Annotated in this window: 24 protein-coding genes; 12 read left to right on the forward strand and 12 right to left on the reverse strand. The window is 57.9% G+C overall.

Features of this window, described 5'->3' with window-relative positions:
• A partial coding sequence (locus ACMWKK_RS22275) for a hypothetical protein (RefSeq protein WP_406542933.1) occupies positions 1-193 on the reverse strand: 193 nt, incomplete at its 3' end.
• Between the two features lie 166 nt (positions 194-359).
• On the opposite strand from ACMWKK_RS22275, the gene clcB reads away from it, so the two are divergent.
• Positions 360-1,670 (forward strand): voltage-gated ClC-type chloride channel ClcB, encoded by a 1,311-nt coding sequence (gene clcB, locus ACMWKK_RS22280; RefSeq protein ID WP_112781951.1) that lies wholly within the window; start codon positions 360-362, stop codon positions 1,668-1,670.
• Here the strand turns inward: clcB and bioD are convergent.
• The 3 genes from bioD to ACMWKK_RS22295 form a co-directional block, all read right to left on the reverse strand.
• Positions 1,605-2,300 carry a dethiobiotin synthase gene (gene bioD, locus ACMWKK_RS22285; protein WP_032640502.1) on the reverse strand — a complete coding sequence of 232 codons (696 nt, stop codon included), beginning with the start codon at positions 2,298-2,300 and terminating at the stop codon, positions 1,605-1,607. The two genes, clcB and bioD, sit on opposite strands and share 66 nt — an antisense overlap.
• A gap of 129 nt (positions 2,301-2,429) precedes the next feature.
• Positions 2,430-3,650 carry a sugar metabolism global transcriptional regulator Mlc gene (gene mlc, locus ACMWKK_RS22290; protein WP_112781952.1) on the reverse strand — a complete coding sequence of 407 codons (1,221 nt, stop codon included), beginning with the start codon at positions 3,648-3,650 and terminating at the stop codon, positions 2,430-2,432.
• Between the two features lie 94 nt (positions 3,651-3,744).
• A complete protein-coding gene (locus tag ACMWKK_RS22295; RefSeq protein ID WP_112781953.1) occupies positions 3,745-4,677 on the reverse strand; it encodes a LysR family transcriptional regulator in 933 nt (310 codons plus the stop codon).
• A gap of 121 nt (positions 4,678-4,798) precedes the next feature.
• Here ACMWKK_RS22295 and ACMWKK_RS22300 point away from each other — a divergent pair, with 121 nt between their 5' ends.
• Positions 4,799-6,052: an MFS transporter gene (locus tag ACMWKK_RS22300; RefSeq protein WP_112781954.1), complete on the forward strand. Its 1,254-nt coding sequence runs from the start codon at positions 4,799-4,801 to the stop codon at positions 6,050-6,052.
• A gap of 58 nt (positions 6,053-6,110) precedes the next feature.
• On the opposite strand, the gene ACMWKK_RS22305 is transcribed toward ACMWKK_RS22300, so the two are convergent.
• Positions 6,111-7,502, reverse strand: a complete 1,392-nt coding sequence (locus ACMWKK_RS22305) for an APC family permease (protein ID WP_406542934.1) — start codon at positions 7,500-7,502, stop codon at positions 6,111-6,113.
• Between the two features lie 356 nt (positions 7,503-7,858).
• Positions 7,859-9,277, reverse strand: coding sequence for a glutamine synthetase family protein (locus ACMWKK_RS22310; RefSeq protein ID WP_032640513.1), 1,419 nt, complete (start codon positions 9,275-9,277; stop codon positions 7,859-7,861).
• A 213-nt stretch (positions 9,278-9,490) separates the two neighbouring features.
• On the opposite strand from ACMWKK_RS22310, the gene puuD reads away from it, so the two are divergent.
• The 8 genes from puuD to ACMWKK_RS22350 all read left to right on the forward strand — a co-directional run bounded on the left by puuD (position 9,491) and on the right by ACMWKK_RS22350 (position 18,641).
• Positions 9,491-10,255, forward strand: coding sequence for a gamma-glutamyl-gamma-aminobutyrate hydrolase (puuD, locus tag ACMWKK_RS22315; RefSeq protein ID WP_045329134.1), 765 nt, complete (start codon positions 9,491-9,493; stop codon positions 10,253-10,255).
• A gap of 25 nt (positions 10,256-10,280) precedes the next feature.
• On the forward strand, positions 10,281-10,838 hold the full coding sequence (gene puuR, locus ACMWKK_RS22320) for an HTH-type transcriptional regulator PuuR (RefSeq protein ID WP_013096835.1): 558 nt from the start codon (positions 10,281-10,283) through the stop codon (positions 10,836-10,838).
• Between the two features lie 157 nt (positions 10,839-10,995).
• Complete coding sequence (gene puuC, locus ACMWKK_RS22325; RefSeq protein WP_112781956.1) at positions 10,996-12,489, forward strand: aldehyde dehydrogenase PuuC; 1,494 nt, start codon at positions 10,996-10,998, stop codon at positions 12,487-12,489.
• On the forward strand, positions 12,486-13,766 hold the full coding sequence (locus ACMWKK_RS22330; protein WP_112781957.1) for an NAD(P)/FAD-dependent oxidoreductase: 1,281 nt from the start codon (positions 12,486-12,488) through the stop codon (positions 13,764-13,766). The genes puuC and ACMWKK_RS22330 overlap by 4 nt, the downstream gene beginning before the upstream one ends.
• Positions 13,767-13,791: 25 nt before the next feature.
• Positions 13,792-15,063, forward strand: coding sequence for a 4-aminobutyrate transaminase (gene puuE, locus ACMWKK_RS22335; RefSeq protein WP_112781958.1), 1,272 nt, complete (start codon positions 13,792-13,794; stop codon positions 15,061-15,063).
• Positions 15,064-15,186: 123 nt separating this feature from the next.
• A complete protein-coding gene (locus ACMWKK_RS22340; protein ID WP_112781959.1) occupies positions 15,187-16,674 on the forward strand; it encodes a carboxypeptidase M32 in 1,488 nt (495 codons plus the stop codon).
• Positions 16,675-17,070: 396 nt separating this feature from the next.
• Entirely contained in the window at positions 17,071-17,541 is a 471-nt protein-coding gene (gene asr / locus ACMWKK_RS22345) for an acid resistance repetitive basic protein Asr (protein WP_045329082.1), read from the forward strand.
• A 278-nt stretch (positions 17,542-17,819) separates the two neighbouring features.
• On the forward strand, positions 17,820-18,641 hold the full coding sequence (locus tag ACMWKK_RS22350) for a trypsin-like serine peptidase (RefSeq protein WP_045329083.1): 822 nt from the start codon (positions 17,820-17,822) through the stop codon (positions 18,639-18,641).
• A gap of 1 nt (position 18,642) precedes the next feature.
• Here the strand turns inward: ACMWKK_RS22350 and ACMWKK_RS22355 are convergent, their stop codons facing one another.
• The 3 genes from ACMWKK_RS22355 to mdtJ form a co-directional block, all read right to left on the reverse strand.
• Positions 18,643-20,805 (reverse strand): bifunctional diguanylate cyclase/phosphodiesterase, encoded by a 2,163-nt coding sequence (locus ACMWKK_RS22355; RefSeq protein ID WP_045329084.1) that lies wholly within the window; start codon positions 20,803-20,805, stop codon positions 18,643-18,645.
• Positions 20,806-20,889: 84 nt separating this feature from the next.
• Positions 20,890-21,219, reverse strand: a complete 330-nt coding sequence (mdtI, locus tag ACMWKK_RS22360; protein WP_112781960.1) for a multidrug/spermidine efflux SMR transporter subunit MdtI — start codon at positions 21,217-21,219, stop codon at positions 20,890-20,892.
• Positions 21,206-21,568: a multidrug/spermidine efflux SMR transporter subunit MdtJ gene (mdtJ, locus tag ACMWKK_RS22365; protein WP_045329086.1), complete on the reverse strand. Its 363-nt coding sequence runs from the start codon at positions 21,566-21,568 to the stop codon at positions 21,206-21,208. The genes mdtI and mdtJ overlap by 14 nt, the downstream gene beginning before the upstream one ends.
• 422 nt (positions 21,569-21,990) lie before the next feature.
• On the opposite strand from mdtJ, the gene ACMWKK_RS22370 reads away from it, so the two are divergent.
• Complete coding sequence (locus tag ACMWKK_RS22370) at positions 21,991-23,025, forward strand: AI-2E family transporter (protein WP_045329087.1); 1,035 nt, start codon at positions 21,991-21,993, stop codon at positions 23,023-23,025.
• A 3-nt stretch (positions 23,026-23,028) separates the two neighbouring features.
• Here ACMWKK_RS22370 and ACMWKK_RS22375 read toward each other — a convergent pair whose 3' ends face one another.
• Together ACMWKK_RS22375 and ACMWKK_RS22380 are read right to left on the reverse strand one after the other, a co-directional pair.
• Complete coding sequence (locus ACMWKK_RS22375; RefSeq protein WP_112781961.1) at positions 23,029-23,976, reverse strand: zinc-dependent alcohol dehydrogenase family protein; 948 nt, start codon at positions 23,974-23,976, stop codon at positions 23,029-23,031.
• Between the two features lie 28 nt (positions 23,977-24,004).
• On the reverse strand, positions 24,005-25,030 hold the full coding sequence (locus ACMWKK_RS22380; protein WP_112781962.1) for an LLM class flavin-dependent oxidoreductase: 1,026 nt from the start codon (positions 25,028-25,030) through the stop codon (positions 24,005-24,007).
• Between the two features lie 178 nt (positions 25,031-25,208).
• Here ACMWKK_RS22380 and yajD point away from each other — a divergent pair, with 178 nt between their 5' ends.
• Positions 25,209-25,556 carry an HNH nuclease YajD gene (gene yajD / locus ACMWKK_RS22385; RefSeq protein ID WP_003857471.1) on the forward strand — a complete coding sequence of 116 codons (348 nt, stop codon included), beginning with the start codon at positions 25,209-25,211 and terminating at the stop codon, positions 25,554-25,556.
• A gap of 105 nt (positions 25,557-25,661) precedes the next feature.
• Here yajD and ACMWKK_RS22390 read toward each other — a convergent pair whose 3' ends face one another.
• Positions 25,662-26,546, reverse strand: a complete 885-nt coding sequence (locus ACMWKK_RS22390) for a LysR family transcriptional regulator (protein ID WP_112781963.1) — start codon at positions 26,544-26,546, stop codon at positions 25,662-25,664.
• Positions 26,547-26,611: the final 65 nt, after the last annotated feature.

The following is a 26,611-nucleotide window of genomic DNA, read 5'->3' on the forward strand; positions in this document are numbered from 1 at the left end:
CCATGCCATTCAGGGCAATAATGCGTTCCATCTCCAGCGTGGGGCCACCCAGCATGCCGGAAACATGGCTGGCGCGCGCCCACTCGCGCACGAACTGCCGGTACTCCTGGGTGATGAGTTCATTGTTTTTAAAAAGAGAAAGTTCGTTCTCAATACCCGCAACATAGCCGGTAAGGAAGGAGTCAGCGCCCATATATTTCATCCGTGAATTTGTGCTTGATATTGTGATAGCTACCGCAGGCTGTGGATATAAATCCTGCATATATCGATGATATTGAGGGAATATCGTCAAAAAAAGAGATTGCATGTAAATTCAGAATTGTGCCTGATACCGTATCGACCACGTAGAATTACAACTCATGCAACGTCTTCATGTTTACCCCGACATCCGCGCGATGTTTCGTCGACTGCTGATTGCCACCGTCACCGGCGTGCTGGCCGCGCTGGCGGTTGCGGTATTTCGCCACAGCATGTACCTGCTGGAGTGGCTGCTGCTCAGCAACGACAGCGGAAGCCTGGTGAATGCCGCCGCGTCGCTCTCCCCCTGGCGGCGCGCGCTGACGCCCGCGCTGGGCGGCCTGGCGGCAGGGCTGCTGCTCTGGGGATGGCAGCGTCTGAACGCGCAGCGGCCTCACGCCCCCACCGATTATATGGAAGCGCTGGAGACCGGCGACGGCCAGTTTGACTATGGCGCCAGCCTGGTGAAATCCCTTGCTTCGCTGCTGGTCGTGGCCAGCGGGAGCGCCATCGGGCGTGAAGGGGCGATGATCCTGCTTGCCGCCCTCGCCGCCTCGTTTTTCGCCCGGCGCTTTACGCCCAAATCCGAATGGAAATTATGGATAGCCTGCGGTGCCGCCGCCGGCATGGCCAGCGCCTACCATGCGCCCTTAGCCGGAAGCCTGTTTATTGCGGAGATCCTGTTTGGCACGCTGATGCTGGCCTCGCTCGGCCCGGTGGTTATCGCGGCGGTGGTGGCGCTTCTCACGACGCAGCTCCTGGCCCCCGGAGCCGGAACGCTTTACGAGGTTCATCTGAGCGGTATCCTCGCCGCAACGGATTATGGTCTGCTGCTCGCCATGGGCCTGCTGGCGGGTCTCTGCGGGCCGCTGCTGATGTGGCTGATGGATTTAAGCCACGGACTGTTTCTGCGCCTTAAGCTTTCGCCGCCATGGCAGCTGGCGCTCGGCGGTTTACTCGTCGGGCTGCTGTCCCTCCTCACGCCGAAGGTGTGGGGGAATGGCTACAGCGTGGTTCAGGCTTTTCTGCTCGCGCCGCCGCTGCTGTCGGTGATTGCCGGGGTATTTATCTGCAAATTACTGGCGGTGCTGGCGAGCAGCGGATCGGGTGCGCCGGGCGGGGTGTTTACGCCCACGCTGTTTGTCGGAATGGCTTCAGGCATGCTGTTTGCGCAGCTTTTCGCGCTGTGGCTGCCGGGTTCTGAGACGGCAATCTTGCTGGGGCTGGCAGGCATGGCCACGCTACTCGCCGCGACCACGCATGCGCCGATTATGTCGGCGCTGATGGTCTGTGAAATGACCGGACAGTATTTTTTACTGCCCGGCTTGCTGGTCGCCTGCGTGGTGGCGTCCGTGCTGTCGCGGACGTTACGCCACGACTCGATCTACGGTCAACACGCCACCGAGGGCAGAGAGATCGATGTACTGCGCTAGCTCGCGCTGCTCGGCGCGAGGCAGATACGGCAGTTCACCCACCAGCGGCCCGGGCAGTTTGGCGCTCAGCACGTCGATGATTTCAGCGTAGTGCGCCAGGCCCGGGTTGATGCGGTTTGCTACCCAGCCAATCAGCGGCAGACCGTCATTGGCAATTGCCTGGGCCGTCAGCAGCGCGTGGTTGATGCACCCTTCCTGGATCCCCACCACCATCACCACCGGAAGCTGCTCCTGCACGACCCACTCAGACAGCGGGCGCAAATCATTCATCAGGCTGCGCCAGCCGCCCGTCCCTTCGACCACCACGTGATCAACCTTCGCGCTCAGGCTCGCCAGACCGTCGGACAACAGGGGATAATTAATCAGGCCGCTGTGCGCTACGCTGCTCTCCTCTTCGCTTAACGCAATGGGATTAACCGCGTGATAAGGCAGTTCCAGCGACGAGACGCTTTGCAGCACCAGGGCGTCTTTATTACGCAATCCCTCTGGCGTCTCTTTACTCCCTTTTGCGACCGGTTTGTACCCTGCCACGCGTTTACCGCTTGCTGCGAGTGCCTGCAGCAATGCGCGTGATACGACGGTCTTGCCGACAGAGGTATCTGTACCAGTTACAAAGAAACGCTTAAGCATGACTCACTCCACCTCTTGGGTATGCTTCGAAATATAAACCAGGTAAATAATTCAGTGGAGGAAGTCTACGGGATGCGTGCGCTATCCGGCTTGAGATAGCGCAATTTTTCGTACATCTGCGGATAAGAATTAACCCTGTAACAGGCGGATCAACAGCGAGCCGTTATACATTGCATCTTTGACCAGCGCCGCGCCTGCCATCGTGCCCTGGTTAGAAAACTGGGTGCTTTCAACCGCAATATTTTTGCTGTAGGCGGGAAGCGACTGCTGATGGATACAGGCCGAGATCGCCGGGAAGAGGATCTCCGCCGCCTGGCTGAGCGGCGAGCCAATCAGAATTTTCTGCGGGTTGAAGAGGTTCACCATGATCGCCAGAATGCGGCCAACGTTATTTCCTACCCCGGTAATGATATCTTTCGCCAGCAGATCGCCCTGGCGCGCGGCGGCGCACAGGGAATCGACCGTCAGGGGTTGTCCATGCAGCGAGGAGCTCATGGACTGACTAAGCCGAACCTGCGCCAGCTCCAGCACGCTCTCCACGCTGGCAATGGTCTCCAGACAGCCGTGGTTGCCGCAGTAGCAGCGCTTGCCGTATGGGTCGACCTGGGTGTGGCCGATTTCCACCAGGCTGCTGCTTCCGGCGTGAAGAAGGCGTCCGTCGGTGATCACGCCCGCGCCGACGTTATGGTCGATGACGACCTGAATCACGTCCCGCGCCCCGCGCGATGCGCCAAACAGCGCCTCCGCCATCGTCCAGGCGCTGATGTCATGCTGAATATAGACCGGCACGCCGGTATGGTTTTTCAGCACCTCGCCCAGCGGCATCTCTTTGACATCGTCGTAAAACGGCATGCGGTGAACAATACCGTTTTCGGTATCTATGATCCCCGGCATGGTGATGGCAATCGCCGTCAGGCGTTCAAGCCGCTGCTGATGGCGGATAAAGAAGCGATCGATGTGCGAGACAATGGCGTCGAGGAGCGGTTCCTCCGCGTTGAGCGGCAGCTCAAGCCGGTCTTCCACCACCAGCTTGCTGCTCAGATCGCGCAGCGCGAGGAAGATCTCCCCGCGGCTGATGCGCAGTGACAGGTAGTGCCATGCTTCTGTTTCAACCACCAGCCCGACGGCCGGACGGCCACGGCTGCCCGGCTCCTGAATTTCCGTCTCCTGGACCAGGTGTGCTTCCAGCATCTCGCGGACAATCTTGGTGATACTGGCAGGTGCCAGCTGTGCCAGGCGCGATAGATCGATACGCGAAACCGGACCAAGCTGATCAATCAGGCGATATACCGCGCCAGCGTTGGTCTGCTTAATCTGATCGATATGCCCTGGCTGACTATCAGCAACCACCTCGTACTCCCTTATTTTCGAGCTTCGAAATAAACTGTTTGCTATGGTGAAGCACTTCCCTGTCCGTCGTCAAATATTTACTTAGCCATGTGATTTACCGCACATTTTTGCCCCCTTTTTCCAGTAAATGTCGCCCGGCAGAGGCGCTGATGAGCTGGTGTTTGAATCGCTGTGCGGCATGGCTCTGTTCGCGATGCTTTGACCACACCAGCCACATCTCTGAAACGGCGTCCTCTTCGGCGATGGTCACCCAGCGCATTTCGCGCAATTGTACCCGCTTAAAGGAGGCCGGAAGAATAGACACGCCCAGCCCGGCGGCGACCAGACCGATAATGGTCATCGCTTCCCCCACCTCCTGGGTAATGACCGGGGCAAGATCGTAGCGGCGCATCAGCCCCAGGATATCGTCATACAGCCCCGTTCCGACCTGCGGGTCAAAAAAGACGAACGGCTCTTTTGCCAGCTCCGCCAGCGACACCGCCGGACGCGACGCCAGCGGGTGATCGTGCGGGATCATCGCCATCAGCGGCTCGCGCAGGATCACCTCCCACGCCAGCGTGTCCGGGAGCTGGGTGTTACGCATCAGCCCCAGATCAAGCGCCCCCTCATTCAGCGGCGCAATCTGCTCGCGGGTGTTGATTTCGCGCGTCTGGATATGAACATCCGGAAAGTGGCGGCGGAATGACGAAAGGGTTTCTGAGACGGCGCTGATAAACGGTGCCGATGAGGTAAACCCGATGCGCAGCTCGCCGGCTTCACCGAGATAGAGCCGCTCTGCCCGGGCAGCGGCCTCATCGACCATGCTCAGAATTTGTCGGCTGTCGATCAGGAACTGCTTACCCGCCGCCGTCAGGCTCACGCTGCGGTTAGTGCGGGCCAGAAGGCGCGCGCCAACCTGCTGCTCTAGGATCTGGATCTGCTGGCTTAACGGTGGCTGAGAGATATTCAGCCGCGCCGCCGCGCGGCCAAAATGCAGCTCTTCGGCGACGGCGACAAAATAGCGAAGATGACGCAGCTCGATATTCATATTTATAAAGTATCATTTGAGATTATTAATATATTAGACAGAATATTTACATTTTCCTACCCTGAAGAGGTGGTCATACCCGTCACCAGAAATCACGGGGATGTTTAAGCAAGGAAACTGTGTGAGTCGTACAACTACTGTTGATATCGATCCGGCAAGCGATATCAATGATTTACCTCCAGCATCGCAGCCGGTTCAGTTCATTAAACGTGGTACCCCCCAATTTATGCGCGTCACGCTGGCGCTCTTTTCCGCCGGTCTGGCCACCTTCGCCCTGCTCTATTGCGTTCAGCCGATCCTGCCCGTCCTCTCCCATGAGTTTGGCGTATCGCCTGCCAGCAGCAGCATTTCGCTCTCTATTTCAACCGGCATGCTGGCGATTGGCCTGCTCTTTACCGGGCCGCTGTCCGACGCCATTGGCCGTAAACCGGTTATGGTGACGGCGCTGATGCTGGCCTCGGTCTGCACGCTACTCTCGACCATGATGACCAGCTGGCACGGCATTCTGGTGATGCGCGCGCTGATTGGGCTCTCGCTTAGCGGCGTGGCGGCGGTCGGGATGACCTATCTGAGTGAAGAGATCCACCCGAGCTTTGTTGCCTTCTCGATGGGGCTTTACATCAGCGGGAACTCTATTGGCGGGATGAGCGGACGTCTGCTGAGCGGGGTATTCACGGACTTCTTTAGCTGGCGAATTGCCCTGGCGGTGATTGGGTGTTTCGCGCTGGCCTCCGCGCTGATGTTCTGGAAAATTCTGCCGGAATCGCGCCATTTTCGCCCGACATCGCTGCGCCCGAAAACGCTGTTTATCAACTTCCGCCTGCACTGGCGCGACAAAGGGCTGCCGCGCCTGTTTCTGATGGGCTTCCTGCTGATGGGCGCCTTCGTCACGCTGTTTAACTATATTGGCTATCGGCTGATGCTCTCACCGTGGCATTTGAACCAGGCCGTTGTCGGTTTACTCTCGGTTGCTTATTTGACCGGCACGTGGAGCTCACCAAAAGCCGGCGCGATGACCGCGCGCTACGGACGCGGTCCCGTCATGTTGTTCTTTACGGCACTCATGCTGCTCGGCCTGCTGCTGACGCTCTTCTCCTCCCTGTGGCTGATTTTTGCCGGGATGCTGCTCTTCTCAGCCGGGTTCTTCGCCGCCCACTCGGTCGCCAGCAGCTGGATTGGCCCGCGCGCCCGTCGTGCCAAAGGCCAGGCGTCGTCGCTTTATCTGTTTAGCTATTATCTGGGCTCCAGCATCGCCGGGACGCTCGGCGGCGTGTTCTGGCATAGCTACGGCTGGAACGGCGTGGGCGGGTTTATTGCGCTGATGCTCTGTGCCGCGCTGCTGGTGGGGGCAAGTCTGCATCAGCGTTTGAGATAACATGCGGGCGGGCTGATATCCATAAAAACGGCACCAGCGAACTGGTGCCGTTTCTCGTTCAGGAGTCCCAGGCCTGCTCTATCTTGCCGGCCTCAAACTGCGGAGGCGGTTTTCGGAAACGGCGCGTGAGCCATGTCAGGTAAAGGATCCCCAGAGCCGCCCAGATGAGGCCAAGCGTCAGGGAGGTCGCTTCGAGGTTTATCCACAGCACGCCGACCGTGACGGCACCCACGAGCGGCAGCAGAAGATAGTGGAACCGATCTTTCCACGTTTTGTTCAGCCCCTGGCGCCGCCAGAAATGGTTGTACACCGACAGGTTAACAAACGTAAACGCCACCAGCGCACCGAAGTTGATCAGCGCCGTCGCGGTTACGAGGTCAAAGTACAGGGCTGACAGGGCCACTATCCCTACCATAATGACGTTCAGGGCCGGCGTACGCCATTTCGGATGCACGTAGCCAAACACCCGCTCCGGAAAGACGTTATCACGCCCCATCACGTAAAGCAGGCGTGAGACGCTGGCCTGCGAGGCCAGGCCTGAAGCAAGCGTATTGACAAACGTGGTGCAAAGAAACACCGACTGGAAGAGCTTGCCGCCCACGTACAGCGCAATTTCCGGCAGCGCGGCGTCCGGGTTCTTGAAGCGCGCGATCGTTGGGAAAAAGAGCTGCATGAAAAACGAGGCAACAATGAATATCAGCCCACCGTACAGTGCGGTCAGGAAAATGGCTTTGGGGATCACCCGCGCCGCGTTTGGCGTCTCTTCCGACAGCGTGGTGACCGCGTCGAAGCCGAGGAAAGAGAAGCAGACGATCGTCGCGCCGGTAATAATCGGGATCAGGTGGGCGTTCTCGCTGATAAACGGCTGGAGCGACCAGACGGTGCCGACGCCCTCCCCCTTGTGCAGGCCATGCACCACGAGGATGACAAACACCACCATGATCGCGACCTGCACCAGCACAAACAGGGTGTTAAAGTTGGCGACCAGATTCACGCTCTTCAGGTTCGCCAGCGTCAGGATGGTCACAAACCCCACCACCCAGACCCACGGCGGGACGTCAGGGAACAGCGCGGAAAGGTAGATTTTCGCCAGCAGCACGTTAATCATCGGCAGGAAGAGATAGTCCAGCAGCGATGACCAGCCAACCATAAAGCCCAGGTGAGGTCCGATCGATTTCTGCGTGTAGGTATACGCGGAGCCCGCTTCCGGGAACTGCCGTACCAGCTTGCCGTAGCTGATGGCGGTAAACATGACGCCAGCCAGCGCCAGGAGATACGAGGCGGGCACGTGGCCATTGCTGATACCGGACACAATGCCGAAGGTATCAAACACGGTCATCGGGGTGAGGTAAGCCAGCCCCATCATGACCACCTGCCAGAGCTTGAGGGAGCTGCGCAGCCGGGTTCTTCCGGCCATGCGCGGCGAATCAAGAGAGGTGTTAGTCGCCATAAACCGTCCCCCCCATGCTTACCGTGGTTTGCAATCGCGTTGACCTTAACGCAAACCTGCTTAGCAAAGGGGGAAGTTGTAAAGAACTCACGCGATCGTACCAGCTCACCGTCTCTGGCTCGCACTCACAGCAGGCGCCAGACTGGCCCCCTTCGCCCTGCGGATAGTTGAACATCTGCATCATTTCCTACCTCGTCACACAGTGTCGTTAAGAAAATCCCTGTGCCGCCTGCGCTCCATAACGCGACTCCCGGGAGATAGCTGGCGTGCCAGCGAACAGTTCGGCCAGGCTCCGCGCAGGCCGTATGGTAATACGTACAAGATGTAACAAAGCGGCCCCTTGCCGGGGCACGTCATCAGGCGTTTTTCAACATCCACTCGATTTCAGTTTCGGTGATCAGGCGCTCAAACTGCAGTAATTCATCATTTTTGCAGGCGTGATAGACGTGGCAGAAACGTTCGCCCAGCCGCTCGCGAAGGCTATCGTTTTGCATAAACTCCCACAGCGCATCGCTCTGACGAATCGGGAACGGCAGGCCGTCCTGCTCCAGACCATTGCCTTCCACCTCTTCCTGCAGCGGTAAATCATTGTCCAGCCCGTGCAAAATACCGGCAAAAATTGCCGCCATTACCAGATACGGGTTCGCGTCTGCGCCCGCCACCCGGTACTCGACCCGATGGTTATGGCGATCGCCGCAGGGGATGCGCAGGGCAACCGTGCGATTATTGTGTCCCCATGACGCCTGCGTCGGCACGTACATACCCGGCTGGAAACGACGGTAGGAGTTAACGTTCGGTGCCAGCAGCGCCATGGAGGCGGGCATCAGATCGATCATCCCGGCCAGCGCGCGTTTCAGCAGCGCGGAATCCTCGCCGCTGGCGTCTGCGAGCACGTTTTCGCCTCGGTTGTTCTGCATGCTGATGTGGATATGCATCCCGCTACCCGCATGCTCTTCATACGGCTTTGCCATAAACGTGGCGTGCATCTTATGTTTTTCCGCCATCTGCCTGACGAGACGTTTTAGCGCCAGCGCATCGTCGCAGGCATCGAGCACGTTTTCCGTGTGGTGCAGGTTAATCTCAAACTGGCCCGGGGAGGCCTCGGCCACCGCGCCGTCGGCGGGGATCAGCTGCAGCTGCGCCAGTTCGTCAATGTCGTTCAGCACGTCGGCAAAGTGGTTGAGATTATCAACCGAGTAGACCTGACTTTGCGTGTTGCGCACGTCGGTGCCCGGCGCGCAGGGTGGCTGCAGATAGCCGTCGGCATCGCGTTTACGGTCAAGTAAATAGAACTCCAGCTCTACCGCTACCACGGGGAACAGACCGCGCTGGCGCAGCTGCTGCCAGAGTCGGTTGAGTACGTTCCGCGGCTCAACGTCAAAGGGAGCGCCATCTTCATCGACCATGGTGAGCTGCACCTGACCAATGTATTCCGGGTCGGCGGCGGACGGCGTCAGGGTACCCGGCACCGGCACGCAGATGCAGTCCGGCTCGCCGAGCTCCTGCCCCAGGCCCGCCTCTTCCACGACGTTCCCCAAAATGTCCATGGCGAAAACCGATGCCGGGAAATAGCAGCCTTTTTCAAGCTTGCTCAGTCCGGCAACCGGGATGCGTTTACCGCGAAAACAGCCGTTGAGGTCGGTCAGGAGGACATCAATAAACTGGGTGTCAGGATACTTTTCTAAATAGCGCTTCACTTCCTGCGTAAAGGCGCTGCCCCGCCTCTCTTCCGTGTGCTGCACAAAGTTCTCAACTTCTACGATATTGGTTTCCATGATTTACCACCGTTTTGGGATGTGTGTTCGCTGCGCTGGACCGTCAAATATAATGTCCACTCTATCGAATCTGTATGCAAATAAATTGTTTGTCAAATGTTAAATTAAGTTTGCAAAAGCCAGATCCCGTTGCTAGATTGAGAAAATATTGAACGAAAAGGCCGCTTAGCAGGCGAAAATGGCCTAAATTTAGTCCACTTTGTGAGGGCGATCATGGAAAATATAATGAACAAGCCAGTCATTGGCGTGGTGATGTGTAGAAACAGGCTTAAGGGTCATGAGACCCAAACCCTGCAAGAAAAGTACCTGAATGCCATTATTAACGCGGGGGGCTTACCGATTGCCCTACCGCATGCGCTCGCAGAGCCAGAGCTCCTTGCTGCCCTGCTGCCCACCCTGGACGGAATTTACCTGCCGGGCAGCCCAAGTAACGTGCAGCCGCACCTTTATGGTGAAAACGGCGATGAGCCTGACGCCGATCCCGGGCGAGATCTTCTGAGTATGGCGCTGATTGCCGCCGCGCTCGAAAGGCGCATCCCCATTTTCGCCATCTGCCGGGGGCTGCAGGAGCTGGTTGTTGCGACGGGAGGGACGCTGTATCGCCGCCTGTTCGAGCAGAACGACCTGCTTGAGCACCGGGAAGATCCTGAGCTGCCGGTTGAGCTACAATACGCCCCGTCTCATGAAGTTCAGGTTCAGGAGGGAGGACTGCTGTCTCAATTAATACCTGGCTGTAACACATTTTGGGTAAACTCGTTACACGGGCAAGGTGCACGGACGTTAGGACCACGGCTTCGCGTGGAGGCCCGCTCGACGGACGGGCTGGTCGAAGCGGTCAGCGTTCATGACCATCCTTTTGCCCTCGGCGTGCAATGGCACCCCGAATGGAACAGCAGCGAGTACGCCCTGTCCCGTATGTTGTTTGAAGGTTTTATCACCGCCTGTCAAAGCCACATTGCCGAGAAGCAACGGCTTTGACCACTACCGTAAAGGAAATGCAACTATGAGCGATGACGGACTGGCGCCAGGGAAACGTCTGTCTGAGATCCGCCAGCAGCTGGGTCTCTCGCAGCGGCGTGCCGCCGAACTGTCTGGGTTAACACACAGTGCCATCAGCACCATTGAGCAGGATAAAGTCAGTCCTGCCATCAGTACGCTGCAAAAGCTGCTGAAAGTTTATGGGCTGTCGCTCTCGGAATTCTTTTCGGAACCGGAAAAACCTGATGAACCGCAGGTGGTTATTAATCAGGAAGACCTTATCGAAATTGGCAGTCAGGGGGTTTCGATGAAGCTGGTTCATAACGGAAATCCGAACCGTACGCTGGCGATGATTTTTGAAACTTACCAGCCAGGAACCACGACCGGAGAGAGGATCAAACACCAGGGTGAGGAGATCGGTACGATACTGGAAGGTGAAATAGTGTTGACCATAAATGGCCAGCCTTATCACCTGGTTGCGGGGCAGAGCTATGCCATCAATACCGGCATACCGCACAGCTTCAGCAATACCTCGGCAGGCATCTGCCGCATTATCAGTGCCCACACCCCCACCACGTTCTAATCACCACTCGTTCCCGGCGTAAGCGCGCTTACGCCGGGACACATAAAAACGATCGATATCGGCATTTTACGGGTTAATTCCCGGGATGCCTTACGGCTTCGTATTGCCTGAAACGGCCATGACTTTATTTATCTGATTGCGAAAGAAAGGAGTGAATATGCATTTTCAGCACCTGACTTACTGGCAGGATAAAGCAAAAAACAGCGCCATTGAGACCCGCTTATTTATTAACGGTGCCTATTGCGACGCCGCCGATAATACCACGTTTGATACCGTCAATCCCGCTACCCAAAAGACGCTGGCGCACGTAGCCCGGGGCAAGCAGGCGGACGTGGACCGCGCGGTTCAGGCCGCGCGTGAGGTATTCGAGCGCGGCGACTGGTCGCAGGCGTCCCCGGCGCAGCGCAAATACGTGCTCAACAAGCTCGCCGATCTGATGGAACGCCACGGCGAAGAGCTGGCCTTGCTGGAAACCCTGGACACTGGTAAACCCATCCGCCACAGCCTGCGCGACGATATTCCCGGCGCGGCGCGCGCCATCCGCTGGTACGCCGAAGCGGCGGATAAAGTCTACGGCGAAGTGGCGCCTACCGGACCGGGCGAGCTGGCGATGATCGTGCGCGAGCCGATCGGGGTTGTCGCCGCCATCGTCCCCTGGAACTTTCCGCTGCTGCTGGCCTGCTGGAAGCTGGGCCCGGCGCTGATCGCGGGCAATAGCGTGGTGTTGAAGCCGTCTGAGAAATCGCCCCTCACCGCCCTGCGCCTGGCCGGGCTGGCGAAAGAAGCGGGCCTGCCGGACGGCGTGCTGAATGTGATAAGCGGTTACGGCCATGAAGCGGGCCAGGCGCTGGCGCTGCATCCGGAGGTCGAGGTGCTGACGTTTACCGGCTCGACCCGAACCGGCAAGCAGCTGTTGAAGGACGCCGGAGAAAGCAACATGAAGCGCGTCTGGCTGGAGGCTGGCGGCAAAAGCGCCAACATTATCTTTGCCGACTGTCCTGACCTGGACAAGGCCGTGAGCGCGACCGCCGCCGGCATTTTTTACAATCAGGGGCAAGTCTGTATCGCCGGTACCCGCCTGCTGCTCGAAGACAGCATCGCCGATGACTTTCTGGCAAGGCTCAAAGCGCAGGCCCGTCACTGGCAGCCGGGCGATCCGCTCGACCCCGAGAGCACGATGGGCATGCTCATCGACGCTGCGCACGCCGATACCGTCCACACGTTTATTCGCGAGGGAACCCGGAAAGGGACGCTGCTGCTGGACGGGCGGGAACACCCTTGGCCTTCCGCGGTAGGCCCAACCATTTTTGTCGACATCGACCCCGCCTCCCCGCTGTGCCGGGAAGAGATTTTCGGACCGGTGCTGGTCGTTACCCGCTTTAAAACCGAAGAGGAAGCCTTAACGCTGGCCAACGACAGTGAATACGGGCTTGGCGCGGCGGTCTGGACCCGCGATCTCTCCCGCGCGCACCGCATGAGCCGCCGCCTGAAGGCTGGCTCGGTCTTCGTCAATAACTATAACGACGGGGATATGACCGTCCCCTTTGGCGGCTATAAGCAGAGCGGCAACGGTCGCGATAAGTCCCTGCACGCGCTCGAAAAATTCACCGAACTGAAAACCATCTGGATTGCCCTGGAGCCTCAATCATGACCGAACATACCACCAGCTACTACGCGGCCAGCGCGAACGCGTACGAACCTTTCCCGACGCTTAACGAGTCAATCAGCTGCGACGTGTGCGTGGTGGGCGGCGGCTATACCGGCCTCTCCTCCGCGCTGCATCTCGCCGAAATGGGCTACGACGTGGTGCTCCTTGAAGGGGCGCGCATCGGCTATGGCGCCAGCGGGCGCAACGGCGGCCAGCTGGTTAACTCCTACAGCCGCGATATCGACGTTATTGAGAAAAACTACGGCCCCGATGCCGCCAGAGCCCTCGGGAGCATGATGTTTGAAGGCGGGGAAATTATCCGGGAGCGTATCCAGCGCTATCAGATCCAGTGCGATTATCGTCCCGGCGGGCTGTTTGTGGCGCTAAACCATAAGCAGCTGGAGACGCTGGAGGAGCAAAAAGCCAACTGGGAACGCTACGGCAACACGCATCTGGAGCTGCTGGACGCCAGCGCCATCCGCCGGGAAGTCGACAGCGATCGCTATACCGGCGCGCTGCTGGACCGCAGCGGGGGGCACATTCATCCGCTGAACCTGGCGATCGGCGAAGCGGACGCCATTCGCCTGAACGGCGGGCGGGTATATGAACAGTCCCCGGTGACCGCCATTCAGCACACCAGCCCGGCCGTGGTCAGCACGCAGCAGGGTCAGGTGACGGCCCGTTACGTGATCGTCGCCGGGAATGCCTATCTGGGCGATAAAATCGAACCGGAGCTGGCAAAACGCAGCATGCCCTGCGGCACGCAGGTGGTCACCACCGCCCCGCTGCCGGAAGAGGTCGCCCGCACGCTGATCCCCAATAACTACTGCGTGGAAGATTGCAACTACCTGCTGGACTACTACCGTCTCACCGCCGACAACCGTCTCCTGTACGGCGGCGGCGTCGTCTATGGCGCGCGCGATCCGGACGATGTCGAGCGCCTGGTGATGCCAAAGCTGCTGAAAACCTTTCCTCAGCTGGCTGGCGTCAAAATCGACTACCGCTGGACGGGCAACTTCCTGCTGACCCTGTCGCGTATGCCGCAGTTTGGTCGTCTGGATAAAAACATCTATTACATGCAGGGCTACAGCGGCCACGGCGTGACCTGCACCCATCTGGCCGGACGGCTGATCTCGGAACTGTTGCGCGGTGACGCCGAGCGCTTTGATGCGTTTGCCAACCTGCCGCACTACCCCTTCCCGGGCGGCCGCAGCCTGCGGATCCCCTTCACGGCGATGGGCGCGGCGTATTACAGCCTGCGCGATCGTCTTGGCGTATGATCGTTTCGACAAAAGGGTATATGACATGAGTAACCAGGAATTTCATCAGCGCAGACTTTCTGCCACCCCGCGCGGCGTAGGCGTAATGTGTAATTTCTTTGCCCGCTCGGCGGAGAATGCCACGCTTACCGACGTGGAAGGCAACGACTATATTGATTTCGCCGCCGGGATCGCGGTACTGAATACCGGCCATCGTCATCCCGAACTGGTGGCCGCGGTGGAAAAACAGCTTCACCAGTTCACCCACTCGGCCTACCAGATTGTGCCGTATGAAAGCTACGTTTCATTAGCTGAAAAGCTTAACGAGCTGGCCCCGGTGCAGGGCCCGGCCAAAACGGCGTTCTTCACCACGGGCGCGGAAGCGGTGGAAAACGCCATTAAAATCGCCCGGGCCCATACCGGCAGACCGGGCGTAATTGCCTTCGGGGGCGGCTTTCACGGCCGAACCTATATGACCATGGCGCTCACCGGCAAGGTCGCGCCCTACAAGCTGGGATTTGGCCCCTTCCCGGGGTCGGTTTATCACGTGCCGTATCCTTCCGAGCTGCACGGCGTCACGACGCAGGATGCCGTCACGGCGATAGAACGCCTGTTCAAAGCCGATATTGAGGCGAAACAGGTGGCGGCGATTATTTTTGAACCCATTCAGGGTGAAGGCGGGTTCAACGTCGCTCCGCCAGAGCTGGTGGCCGCCATCCGCCGGATCTGTGACGAGCACGGGATCGTGATGATTGCCGACGAAGTGCAGAGCGGCTTCGCCCGCACGGGTAAACTGTTTGCCATGGAACACTACGCGGACAAGCCCGACCTGATGACGATGGCTAAAAGCCTGGCGGGCGGAATGCCGCTGTCCGGCGTGGTGGGCCGCGCCGAGATCATGGATGCGCCGGCACCCGGCGGTCTTGGGGGAACCTACGCAGGCAACCCGCTTGCGGTGGCCGCCGCGCACGCGGTGCTGAATATTATCGACAACGAGTCGCTCTGCGCCCGCGCCCGCCTTCTGGGCGAGCGGCTGAACGCTACGCTGGAGGAGATTCAGGGCACCTTCCCCGCGCTCGTGGCAATAAGGGGAAGAGGATCGATGATTGCGGCGGAGTTTTTTGATCCCGAGAGCCGTCAACCTTCAGCCGCCATCGCGCAGGCTATCCAGCAAAAGGCGCTCGCCCAGGGCCTGCTGCTGTTGATCTGCGGCCAGTACGGTAACGTGATCCGCTTCCTTTATCCGCTGACCATTCCGGATGCCCAGTTCACCCAGGCGCTGGCGATCCTGCAACAGGTTATGCGCGATAAGGCCTAAGTGCATACTGAGAACCGTCTTCCGGAAGTCAGGGAGACGGTTTCTACGGAGGAAGTGTTGGGGAATTGGGTCCGTTTCATTGTATGCTCACTGAAACACATCCCCGGCAAGAGGTAATAAGAATTGCAAAAATCATCAGCCTATCAGTCACTTGTGAAAACCTTCCAGCGCCTTTCTCGCTTCTCTCACCTCTCCTCCATCGCCAGCTGGGACATGTTCACCATGATGCCGCCCGGCGGCAGCGCCGCGCGCGGTGAGGCGCTGGCGGAAATGAGCGTCCTGCAGCACCAGATCCTGACCGATAAAAAGGTTGGCGACCTGTTAGCAGCGGCGGCAGGGGAAGATCTGAATGACGTTGAACAGGCCAACCTGCGTGAAATGACGCGCCACTACCAGCAGGCGACCCTGCTGCCGGAATCGCTGGTGGAGGCCAAATCGCTGGCGGGCAGCAGGTGCGAACACGCCTGGCGTACGCAGCGCCCCGCCAACGACTGGCAGGGCTTTTCCGCCAACCTGAAAGAGGTGGTTAAACTCAGCCGCGAAGAAGCTCGCCTGCGGGCAGAAGCCAAAGGCTGTACGCCGTACGACGCGCTGCTGGATATTTTTGAACCCGACATGACCAGCGCGCGTCTGGACGTCCTGTTCGGCGACATGAAATCCTGGCTGCCGGACCTGCTGGCAAACGTGGTGGAAAAACAGGCCCAGCGCGCCTTTATTCCCCCGCAGGGCCCCTTCCCGACGGCGACACAGCGTGAGCTGGGTCTGGAAGCCATGAAGATGCTCGGCTTCGATTTTAACGGCGGTCGCCTGGACGTGAGCGCGCACCCGTTTTGCGGCGGCGTCCCGGAGGACGTGCGCATCACCACGCGCTATGACGAGGATGAACTGCTCAGCGCGCTGTTTGGCGTGATCCACGAAACCGGACACGCGCGCTACGAGCAGAACCTGCCGCGCGCGTGGGCCGGGCAGCCTGTTGCCCTCGCCCGCTCGACCGCGATCCACGAATCCCAGAGCCTGTTCTTTGAGATGCAGCTGGGACGCAGTGAAGCCTTCCTCAAGCATCTTCTCCCTGCGGTGCATGCCCGCTTTGGCAGCCAGGCGGCGTTCAGCGAAGAGAACTTTATCGCCTGGAACCAGCGCGTGAAGCCGGGCTATATCCGCGTCGATGCGGACGAAGTGAGCTACCCGGCGCACGTGGTGCTGCGCTATGAGATTGAGCGGTCGCTGATCAACGGCGAGATCGAAGTGGACGATATCCCTGCCCTGTGGGACGAGAAAATGCAGGCCTGGCTCGGGTTATCTACCAAAGACAACTACCGCAACGGCTGTATGCAGGATATTCACTGGACCGACGGCGGTTTTGGTTACTTCCCGTCGTATACGCTGGGAGCCATGTATGCCGCACAGTTGTTCCATGCGGCCAAAACGGCGCTTCCGGGTCTGCAGGCCTCCATCGCTGAAGGCGATTTTTCTGCACTTTTTGAATGGCTGCGTCAGAACATCTGGCAGCACGGCAGTCGCTTCAGTACGTCGCAGTTAATCACCCAGGCGACGGGCGAGGATCTGAACATTCGTTACTTCCGCGAACATCTCACCTCCCGCTATTTGTAACCTGTTTGGCAGGAGTGAGGAACCGCCAGTAAATTTTTTAAGCAGAAGCGATAACCTTGTTTCAGAACGACTAAAGGCTTTCAGCGATGCCCTGGTCCGGCTGTAAATCGCTGAGCCGCCCTGGCACGTTCACCGGTGTGGTCGTTACAGAGTAGCAAGGAACATAAAGTGAACGGAATGACCACCACAGCCGTATGTTCCCCCTCACCCCAGCCCTCTCCCTCAAGGGAGAGGGGGTCATCCATGCTGGCATTATTTTGTGGGGAACCCAGGCGATGTACATATGGTTACACGCCGATACCAATCACTCACGGAAACCTCGAATTTACAGGCATATAGTTATTTCAACGGCCCCGCAGTGGGGTTAAATGAAAAACCAAATTCGAGGGTATGAGAATGAATAAAGTATTAGCTCTGGTTGTTGCCGCTGCTATGGGTCTGTCTTCTGCTGCATTTGCTGCTGACACTACCGCAACTGCTGCACCGGCTGCCGCACCTGCTGCAACCACCACCGCTGCGCCAGCAAAAGCGGTTCACCATAAGAAACATCACAAAGCTGCAGCGAAAAAAGAAGCCGCTGCACCAGCAACCGCAGCACCAACCGAGCAGAAAGCTCAGGCTGCCAAAAAGCACCATAAAAAAGCCGCTAAACCGGCTGTAGAGCAGAAAGCACAGGCTGCTAAAAAGCATCACCACAAAAAAGCCGCTAAACCGGCTGTAGAACAGAAAGCACAGGCTGCTAAAAAGCACCACCACAAAAAAGCCGCTAAACCGGCTGTAGAGCAGAAAGCGCAGGCTGCTAAAAAGCACCACAAAAAAGCAGTAAAACACCACGCTGCTAAACCCGCTGCACAGCCAGCTGCATAAGCGTACAGGCTAAACCGTGCCCTTCGGGGCACGTTGGTAAACCGGCGCTGAACCGGAACAGGTTCCGCGCCGTTTTTTTATCCGGAGGGCGTATGCTGCGACGCTATCGGTTTGAGCTGATTCTGATCCTGCTTATTTTATGCGCGCTCATCGCCAGCCATTTTTATCTTTCCTGAATGTAGCACGCTGATTTTACTCCCACTTTAGCGCTGTCCCGTCTATAGTATTTTCATAGGGTTCACTTTTAATAATCATAATTACCCCCACCAGAGTGTGATATGCGTAAATCTGTTGTGTTGTTACTGGGAACGTTTGGTCTTTTTTCTGGATTCTCACATGCGGATGATGGCGGTGATGGCACCATTAGCGCGAAAGAGCTAAAGACGCTTTTTTTCGGTCATGACGATCGTACCCGCGTTACCGATCCCACCCAGGCGCCCTGGGATGCCATAGGTCAACTGGAAACCGCCAGCGGTAACCTGTGTACCGCGACGCTGATCACCCCGCAGCTTGCCCTGACGGCAGGCCACTGTCTGTTAACGCCCCCAAACGGCAAGCCGGATAAAGCGGTTGCCCTGCGGTTTGTGTCGCAAAAAGGGACCTGGCGCTATGAAATTCACGGTATTGAAGGACGGGTCGATCCGTCTCTCGGTAAACGCCTGAAACCGGACGGCGACGGCTGGATAGTGCCGCCGGCGGCCGCCTCGTGGGATTTCGGCCTGATCGTTTTACGCTACCCGCCTTCCGGCATTACGCCGCTGCCGCTGTTTGACGGTGACAAAGCCGCGCTTACGGCCGCGCTGAAAGCCGCCGACCGAAAGGTGACGCAGTCAGGCTATCCTGTCGATCACCTGGATACGCTTTATACGCACACCGACTGTATTGTGACGGGCTGGGCGCAAACCAGCGTTCTCTCGCACCAGTGCGATACGCTGCCGGGTGACAGTGGTTCGCCGCTGATGCTCAAAACCGATAGCGGCTGGCAGCTGATTGGTGTCCAGAGTTCTGCGCCGGCGGCAAAAGACCGGTGGCGCGCGGATAACCGGGCCCTGTCCGTTACCGGCTTCCGTGACCAGCTGGAAGCGCTGGCGCAGCAGTAAATCAGCAGCGTCGGACCTTCCGTAACGCCCTGATTGACTCAATCGGCATCGGCTGGCTGAACCAAAAACCCTGCAGCTGATCGCAGCCAGCCAGCCGCAGCAGTTTCATTTGCTTCTCGGTCTCCACCCCTTCTGCTACCACCGACATCCCAAGCGCGTTGGCGATCCGCACCGTGCCGCTCACCAGCGCGGCCGCCTGTTCATCGTTGTCCACCAGCCCGGCCAGGGATTTATCGATCTTGATGGTGTCGAAGTTAAAACGCCGCAAATAGCCAATGCTGGAATAGCCGGTGCCAAAGTCGTCCAGCGCCACCGCGGTGCCCAGCCCTTTAAGATTGGCTATCGCCATGCGGGCGCGCTCCGGATTTTCCAGAACATACGACTCCGTGACCTCAAGCTGCAGCCGGTGGGCCGGAAAACGGGTGCTTTCCAGCACGCTGGCCACTTTTTCTTCGAAGGCAGGATCGCGGAACTGCGCGGGGGAGATATTCACGGAGAGCTTTAATTCACCGTACGGCTGGAGATCCCGGCAGGCCCGCTGCAGCACAAACTGGCCCAGTTTATCAATCAGTCCGCTGGTCTCCGCAATGGCGATAAAGGTGTCCGGGTCAAGCGGTCCTTCGGGACGACGCGGCCAGCGGACCAGCGCTTCGACGCTGCTCATGGCCTGACTGCGGGCGTCAATAATTGGCTGATACCAGACCTCAAACTCATCGCGTTCCAGACCGCTGCGGATCTGGTTTTCAATCGCCAGCTTGCGTTCCCGGGCGCTGTTTAGCTCCGCGTCGTAGTGGGTGATGCGCCCTTTCCCGCTCATTTTTGCGTGATACATCGCAATATCGGCGCGGCGAAACAGTTCGGAACTGCTGCATTCCGTCAGCGTTCCGCTGGCGATACCGATGCTGGCACCGATATGGATTGTCCGTTCCCCGAGCTGAACCGGGGTGGCGAGATAATCCAGTACGGAAACGGCAAAGGCGTTAGCCTGAGCCTCTGCATCATCACCGCCGATGGTCATGGCGAACTCATCCCCGCCCATGCGCGCCAGCATCCCGCCCGGCGGCACGCGTTCATTGAGCGTTTTCGCTATCGCCACGATGAGGTCATCGCCCACGCTGTGGCCATAGATGTCATTCACATCTTTAAAACCGTCCAGATCGATAAACACCACGCTTTTGACGTCGACATCACCGCGTAAACGCACCCGATCGAGCGTCTCGATAAGCGCGCGTCGGTTCGGCAGATGGCTCAGCCAGTCCGTTCTTGCCACCAGACGCGCCTGGCTTTCGCCGCGCGCAAGCTTGTACAGCCCCACGCTGCTCACCAGAATAAAAAGCAGGATCAGGGCGGATGCCAGCACAACAATTTGCGTGATATCGGAGGATGCCGCCCGGGCAGCCTGCGCCCCCGGAAGCCGTGCCTGCCAGTTAAGATAGCCCAGCAGCTCCCCTGCCGAACTGCGCAGCGGCATGCTCAGCGCGTTAATTTTTTCCGGCGTAAAGTGAAGGTTATCGATCTGAAAGGTCGCCCCCAGGTCGGATAAGATTCTGGCGTTCAGATGACGGGTGATCACCAGATAGCGCCGCGTTTCGTCACGGACCTGTAACCTGCCTATCATCGGGCGAATCAGCCCAATGCCGACAAAGGCGATGCCGCTTCGCGTCTGGCTGATCCCCGCATAGATATTTTTTTCACCCGCGAGCGCTCGTCCGTGCTGGGCAATAAGCGCCTTAAGGCCTTTGCCAAAAAAGTCGAGATTGGTTTCGGTAAAGGGTCTGCTTTGAAACGATCCCCAGATCACGTTGAAATGTTCATCCAGCACGAAGGTGCCGTCGTAGAGATTATTGATTTTAAATCCGGCGCCCCAGGTGTTGTATAGCCAGTCGGTATCCAGCGCGGGACGGTAGACCTCCCGCACCGCATCGTCCCAGACGGCATTATCCAGCACCAGCGAGGAGACGCGGTTAACCGATGTCTGAATGGCACCCTGCACGGAAAGCGCCGTGCGGTGTTCATCAATTTCATTGGTTTTGGTGCTGATAAGATGCAGGGAAAGATAGAGAAGTGCGACGATGGAGACGATTAAGCCGATGCCCGCCATGAAGACCATGGCAAACAACGTTCTCGCATTGGGAATATTGCGCCAGCTTAATGTGCGATACATCAGCCATCCTCTTCAATGTTCTGTTTTTCTAAGCGTAATACAGGCAGCGAATTTCGCTGCCTGGAAAGGATGGCTTTACGAGGGTCAGGCAAGTTTTATCATAATCATACCGGCAAGCAGCAGTATCAGCCCAATCCAGCCCTTGTTATTTAAACGCTGACCGAAGAGCACCCAGCCTGCGGCCAGCGTGGCGGCGATACCAAAACCGCCCCACAGCGCATAGGCGACCGAAAGATCGATCCCTTTTACCGCCTGGGACAGGGCACTGAACGCCCCCAGAACCGCGGCAATCGACAGCAGGCCGTAGAGTTTACGGCGAAAACCATCGGAGAATTTCAGCAGAACGTTCGCCAGAATTTCCAGCACGATAGCGAGCCCCAGCCAGGCCGCATGAACCCACTCAAACTGTTGCATGGTTCTGCTCCTTCTGCTGTTTGCCGGGCTTCCGGGTACCGGATTTAATCAGCACAATACCCGCGACCAGCGTCGTTAATCCGGCGACTTTCATTGTTGTTAATGTTTCGTCAAATATCAGCACGCTGAACAGCGTAATCAACAAAATACCGATCCCTTCCCACAGTGCATACGCTACGCCCAGCGCAATTTTTTTCACCGCGAACGAGAGAAAAATATAAGAAAGCGAAATCATCACCAGCATTAAAATAAAACCGGTGTTGCCATCGCTGATGCTTGCCCACTTCATAGACAGCGTGCCGGTAATTTCAGCGATAATTGCTAACGCTAATAGGATCCAGTAAAACATGTTTTTCTCCTGCTTGAGAATATAATCCATCGTGGCTCGCTGCGTGCAGCAAACCCAAAAAATACGAATTGAAATCAGACAGCTAAGCGCGTAGCGCCAGCTCAGGCAGAAGAGATAACTATAGTGCGGTGCGCCAGTGTTGCTCACCAGAAAGCAGGCAGAAAGAGGTAGAGTATACTGCGGTATTGTTTGAAGAGTACGTCCTGAACATATTGTCCATAAAATTACAATTATCCGCGTTGTTGCTTCTCGTCTTTGCGGATGAAAATTGTCCTCGGTAGTTAAACACACCAGATTTGTACCATAAGTCAGGATTTTACTCAAAGTCTTTGCAATTCTTTACCCATCCCGTTTGATTTTGGTTAGTTTATTGCAACGCCTTTCACCTTTATTATAAATATAAAGAAAATTCTGGAGTCACCATGGCTAAACCCATTATTACCCTGAACGGGTTAAAAATTGTCATCATGCTGGGCATGCTGGTGATCATACTGACGGGCGTGCGTTTTGCCGCCGACATTATTGTGCCGTTTATTCTGGCCCTGTTTATTGCGGTGATCCTTAACCCGCTGGTACAGCGCATGACGCGGCTACGCATCCCGCGCGTGCTGGCGATCGCGATGCTTATCAGCATCATCATTGTGGCGATGGTGCTGCTGGTGGCCTATCTGGGGACCTCGCTCAATGAGCTGGCGCGAACGCTGCCGAAATACCGCTCTTCGCTGGCGGTCCCCCTGCTGCAGCTGGAACCCTGGCTACAGCGCGCGGGTATTGAAGTCTCGGTTGAGGAACTCCTGAAATATATCGACCCCAACGCGGCGATGACGATCGTCACCAGCCTGCTGGCGCAGCTCTCCAATGCCATGACCTCCATCTTTCTGCTGTTTCTAACGGTAGTGTTCATGCTGCTGGAGGTGCCGCAGCTGCCGGCAAAACTGCAGCAGATAATGGTCCGGCCGGTTGAGGGGATGGGGGCGATTCAACGCGCGCTGGACAGCGTCTCCCGCTATCTGGTGCTGAAAACGGCCATTAGCCTGGTCACGGGCGGCGTCGTCTGGGTGATGCTGCTGGCGCTGGACGTGCGCTTTGCGTTTGTCTGGGGACTGCTGGCGTTTGCGCTCAACTACATTCCCAATATCGGATCCGTGCTGGCGGCAATCCCCCCTATCCTTCAGGTGCTGGTTTTCAGCGGGCTTTACGATTCGCTGGTCCTGCTGGCCGGATACCTGGTCATCAACCTGGTGTTCGGTAACATTCTTGAGCCACGGATGATGGGACGTGGGCTGGGACTCTCCACGCTGGTGGTCTTTTTATCCCTGATTTTCTGGGGCTGGCTGCTCGGTCCCGTTGGGATGCTGCTCTCCGTCCCGCTGACCATCATCGTCAAGATTGGCCTGGAACAGACCGCGGGCGGGCAAAGTATCGCCGTGCTGCTGAGCGATATGAGCCATCAATAGCGGTCAGTCCGCCATCGACAGGAGGGGCTTGCGGGTCCTTCCTCCTTCACGATACCGGCCAATCGCCCTCTGCCATTCTGCCAGGGGATACACCGTGACGTCGCTGTATCCACTGTTGGGCAAATGAAGCCAGATGCGGTCAAACTCCGCGCGCCACGCCTCAGCGCTGAGGGCATCGAGCCCGTTTCGGATATGAAACCATGCCACGCGCGGCGCGGGCCGTTGCTGTCTGAACGTTTGCCCGGACAGCAGCCCGTAGCAAACAAACATGCCCTGCTCGGGCATCACGCTTAAGATCGCCTCCGCGAGCGGCCCGCCGGTGGCGTCGTAGACGACGTCAACACGCGCGGCGACGGCGCTAATCCGCTGCGCGTCGTGCTGCGCGACGGGAATGATGCCCATCGCCTCCAGCCGCTCGGCGTGAACGGCGGAACGGTGAATGCCGTACACGGCTTCCGCCCCCGCCTGACGCGCCCACTGCCCCAGTAGAATGGCGCAATCCGATCCGGCAGCCGTGAGCAGCACCCGCTTTCCACGAGGCGGATAGCGGGTCAGCATCATCTGCGCCGCCAGCGGGTTGATATAGGCCCGCGCGGCAAGGTGCGCGTCAAGATTGTCCGGTACGGGGATGGCATACTCTGCCGGGCAGTCAACATAGCGCTGCCAGGTGCCCTGACCGCGCAGCGGCAGGACGCGCCTGCCCACCAGATGCTTAAACGAGGCGGGCGCCTCGGTGACAACGCCGACACCTTCGTACCCCGCGACCGCCGGTATCGGGGTTCGGTGGCGATAGGCTCCGGTAATGGGAATAAGATCGGACGCGTTCACCGGCGCAAACAGCATCCGCACGCGGAGCTGGCCCGGCGCAAGCGCGCCCAGCGGCGCGGTTTCAGGTTGCAGTACAGATTCTGGCTCGCCAAAACGGCGATACCAGAGGGCCAGATTTTCCATTACGATCTCACGGCTGACGGCGGATGACTTAATCGCGCCAGCCCATTGCCGGTGCGACATGCTTGAGGATGGACTCAATCACGTGCGCATTATAATCCACGCCCAGCTGATTCGGCACGGTCAGCAGTAAGGTATCCGCTTCGGCAATCGCCTCGTCCTTTTTCAGCTGTTCTACCAGCTTGTCCGGCTCTGCGGCGTAGCTACGGCCGAAGATCGCGCGCGTTTTCTCATCAAGATAACCTACGCTGTCGCTGTCGTTGCGGCTGGCACCGAAATACATCCGGTCGCGGTCGTCCATCAGCGCAAAAATACTGCGGCTGACCGAGACGCGCGGCTGACGCGTATGCCCTGCCTCTTTCCAGGCCTGACGGTACGCGCGGATCTGCTTTGCCTGCTGAATATGGAACGGCTCACCGGTTTCATCGTCTTTCAGGGTTGAGCTTTGCAGGTTCATTCCCAGCGTTGCCGCCCATACGGCCGTCGCATTTGAACCCGCGCCCCACCAGATACGCTCGCGTAGCCCTTCTGAATACGGCTCCAGGCGCAGCAGCCCCGGCGGATTCGGGAACATCGGCTGCGGGTTCGGTTTGGCAAACCCTTCCCCGCGCAGCACCTCAAGCAGCACCTCGGTATGGCGGCGCGCCATATCCGATTCGGTTTCCCCTTCCTGCGGGGCATAGCCGAAATGACGCCAGCCATCAATGACCTGCTCCGGAGAGCCCCGGCTGATGCCAAGCTGCAGCCGACCGCCGGAAATCAGATCCGCCGCCCCCGCATCCTCGGCCATGTACATCGGATTTTCATAACGCATATCAATCACGCCCGTACCGATTTCGATGGTTTTCGTTTTTGCCCCGACGGCGGCCAGCAGCGGGAACGGCGAGCTAAGCTGTCGGGCAAAGTGGTGCACGCGGAAATAGGCGCCGTCTGCCCCCAGCTCTTCAGCCGCTACGGCTAAATCGATGGACTGCAGCAGCGTGTCTGCCGCCGAGCGCGTGCCGGACTGCGGTGACGGCGTCCAGTGACCAAAGGATAAAAACCCGATCTTTTTCATAACAATGTGTCCTGATAATGCGTTGCGTACTCACTACTCTACGCATTACCTGCGGAGAATAAATGGCGTTTATTTAACGGAATGATTCAAATAAATTGACTGAATTGAGGGGTTCGTCATTACGTTCCATAATGGGATATACTCTTCCCCACTCTTTTCATGGCAGGTAAAACCGGCAATGGCTTTGATCCCCAAAAACTACGCGCGGCTGGAAAGCGGCTATCGCGAAAAAGCATTAAAAATCTATCCCTGGGTCTGCGGACGCTGCTCGCGCGAGTTTGTCTATTCCAACCTGCGTGAACTCACGGTTCACCATATCGATCACGACCACACCAATAACCCGGAAGATGGCAGCAACTGGGAGCTGCTGTGCCTGTTCTGCCACGATCACGAACATTCGAAATACACCGAAGCGGATCAATACGGCACCACCGTGGTGGCCGGGGAAGACGCGCAAAAAGACGTGGGCGTCGCCACGTTTAACCCGTTTGCCGATTTAAAGGCGATGATGGATAAGAAGAAATAATTTTTCACCGCCCGTACCTGCGGTATGGGCGGCTCAGGGGCCACACGCGCCCCTTCTATTTTCACGTGGTGCAGACGGGCGGGCTACGTCATGAACTGGCCGTATTCACACCAGACTCTCCAGCCACTCGGTAAATACCCGCACTTTGCGGGAGAGATGACGGTGTGGGTAGAGCAGTGACAGCCTGCGATCCGGCGAGCGATAGTCGGGCAAGACTTCAACCAGAAGGCCGCGGTCAATGTATGGCTGAAGAAAGAGATTCATCCCCTGCATTAATCCCAGCCCGGCGAGTCCTGCTGCGATGTAGGCCTCGGAGTTATCCACCACAAGCTTACCGGGTAGCGCGATCTCCGCGACGCCTTCTGGCGTGGTAAACGTCCATGGATGAATCTGTCTGCTGCTGTTGTTAATCCAGTTGATGGCCTGATGCTTTTGTAAATCCTCCAGCGTTTCTGGCGTACCGTATTTTGCCAGCCAGGCGGGGCTGGCACAGGTCGTAATTTTAATGTTCCCGATTTTACGCGCGATATAGTCGCCGTCGTCCAGTTCGCCCACGCGCAGCACACAGTCCAGACCATCACGCAGCATATCGCGACGGCGGTCAGAGCTGCTCAGGATAATGTCGACCTCAGGATGCTGACGATAAAAATCAGGCAGATGGGGTATCACCCGCAGTGCCGCAAAAGAGATGGGCATATCTACTCGCAGCTGACCATGTATTGCCCGGTCAGTGCCAAACGACTCCAGTAATTCATCCGCCTGCGCCAGGAGGGGTTTACTGCGGCGATAAAACGCTTCTCCATCCGGCGTCAGGCTAATCCGACGCGTTGTGCGTTGCAGGAGCCGCGTGCCGCTGTGCTGTTCCAGAAGCTGTAGCGCTTTGGTGACCGCCGGGCGATGGATCTGCAGATTCTCCGCCGCCTGGGTAAGGCTCCCCGACTCGACAATTTCAATATAAATCCGAATAGATTCGAAGAGGTTAATTTGCATAAGGGATGTTCTTGCCACCAGCAGGGTAAATTATTGTTATTAATTTTATAACAGTGATGAATTTT

It is taken from the genome of Enterobacter sp. 01-M-03-SI-ECC (assembly GCF_047530215.1).
GTDB classification, from domain to species: Bacteria; Pseudomonadota; Gammaproteobacteria; order Enterobacterales; family Enterobacteriaceae; genus Enterobacter; species Enterobacter chengduensis.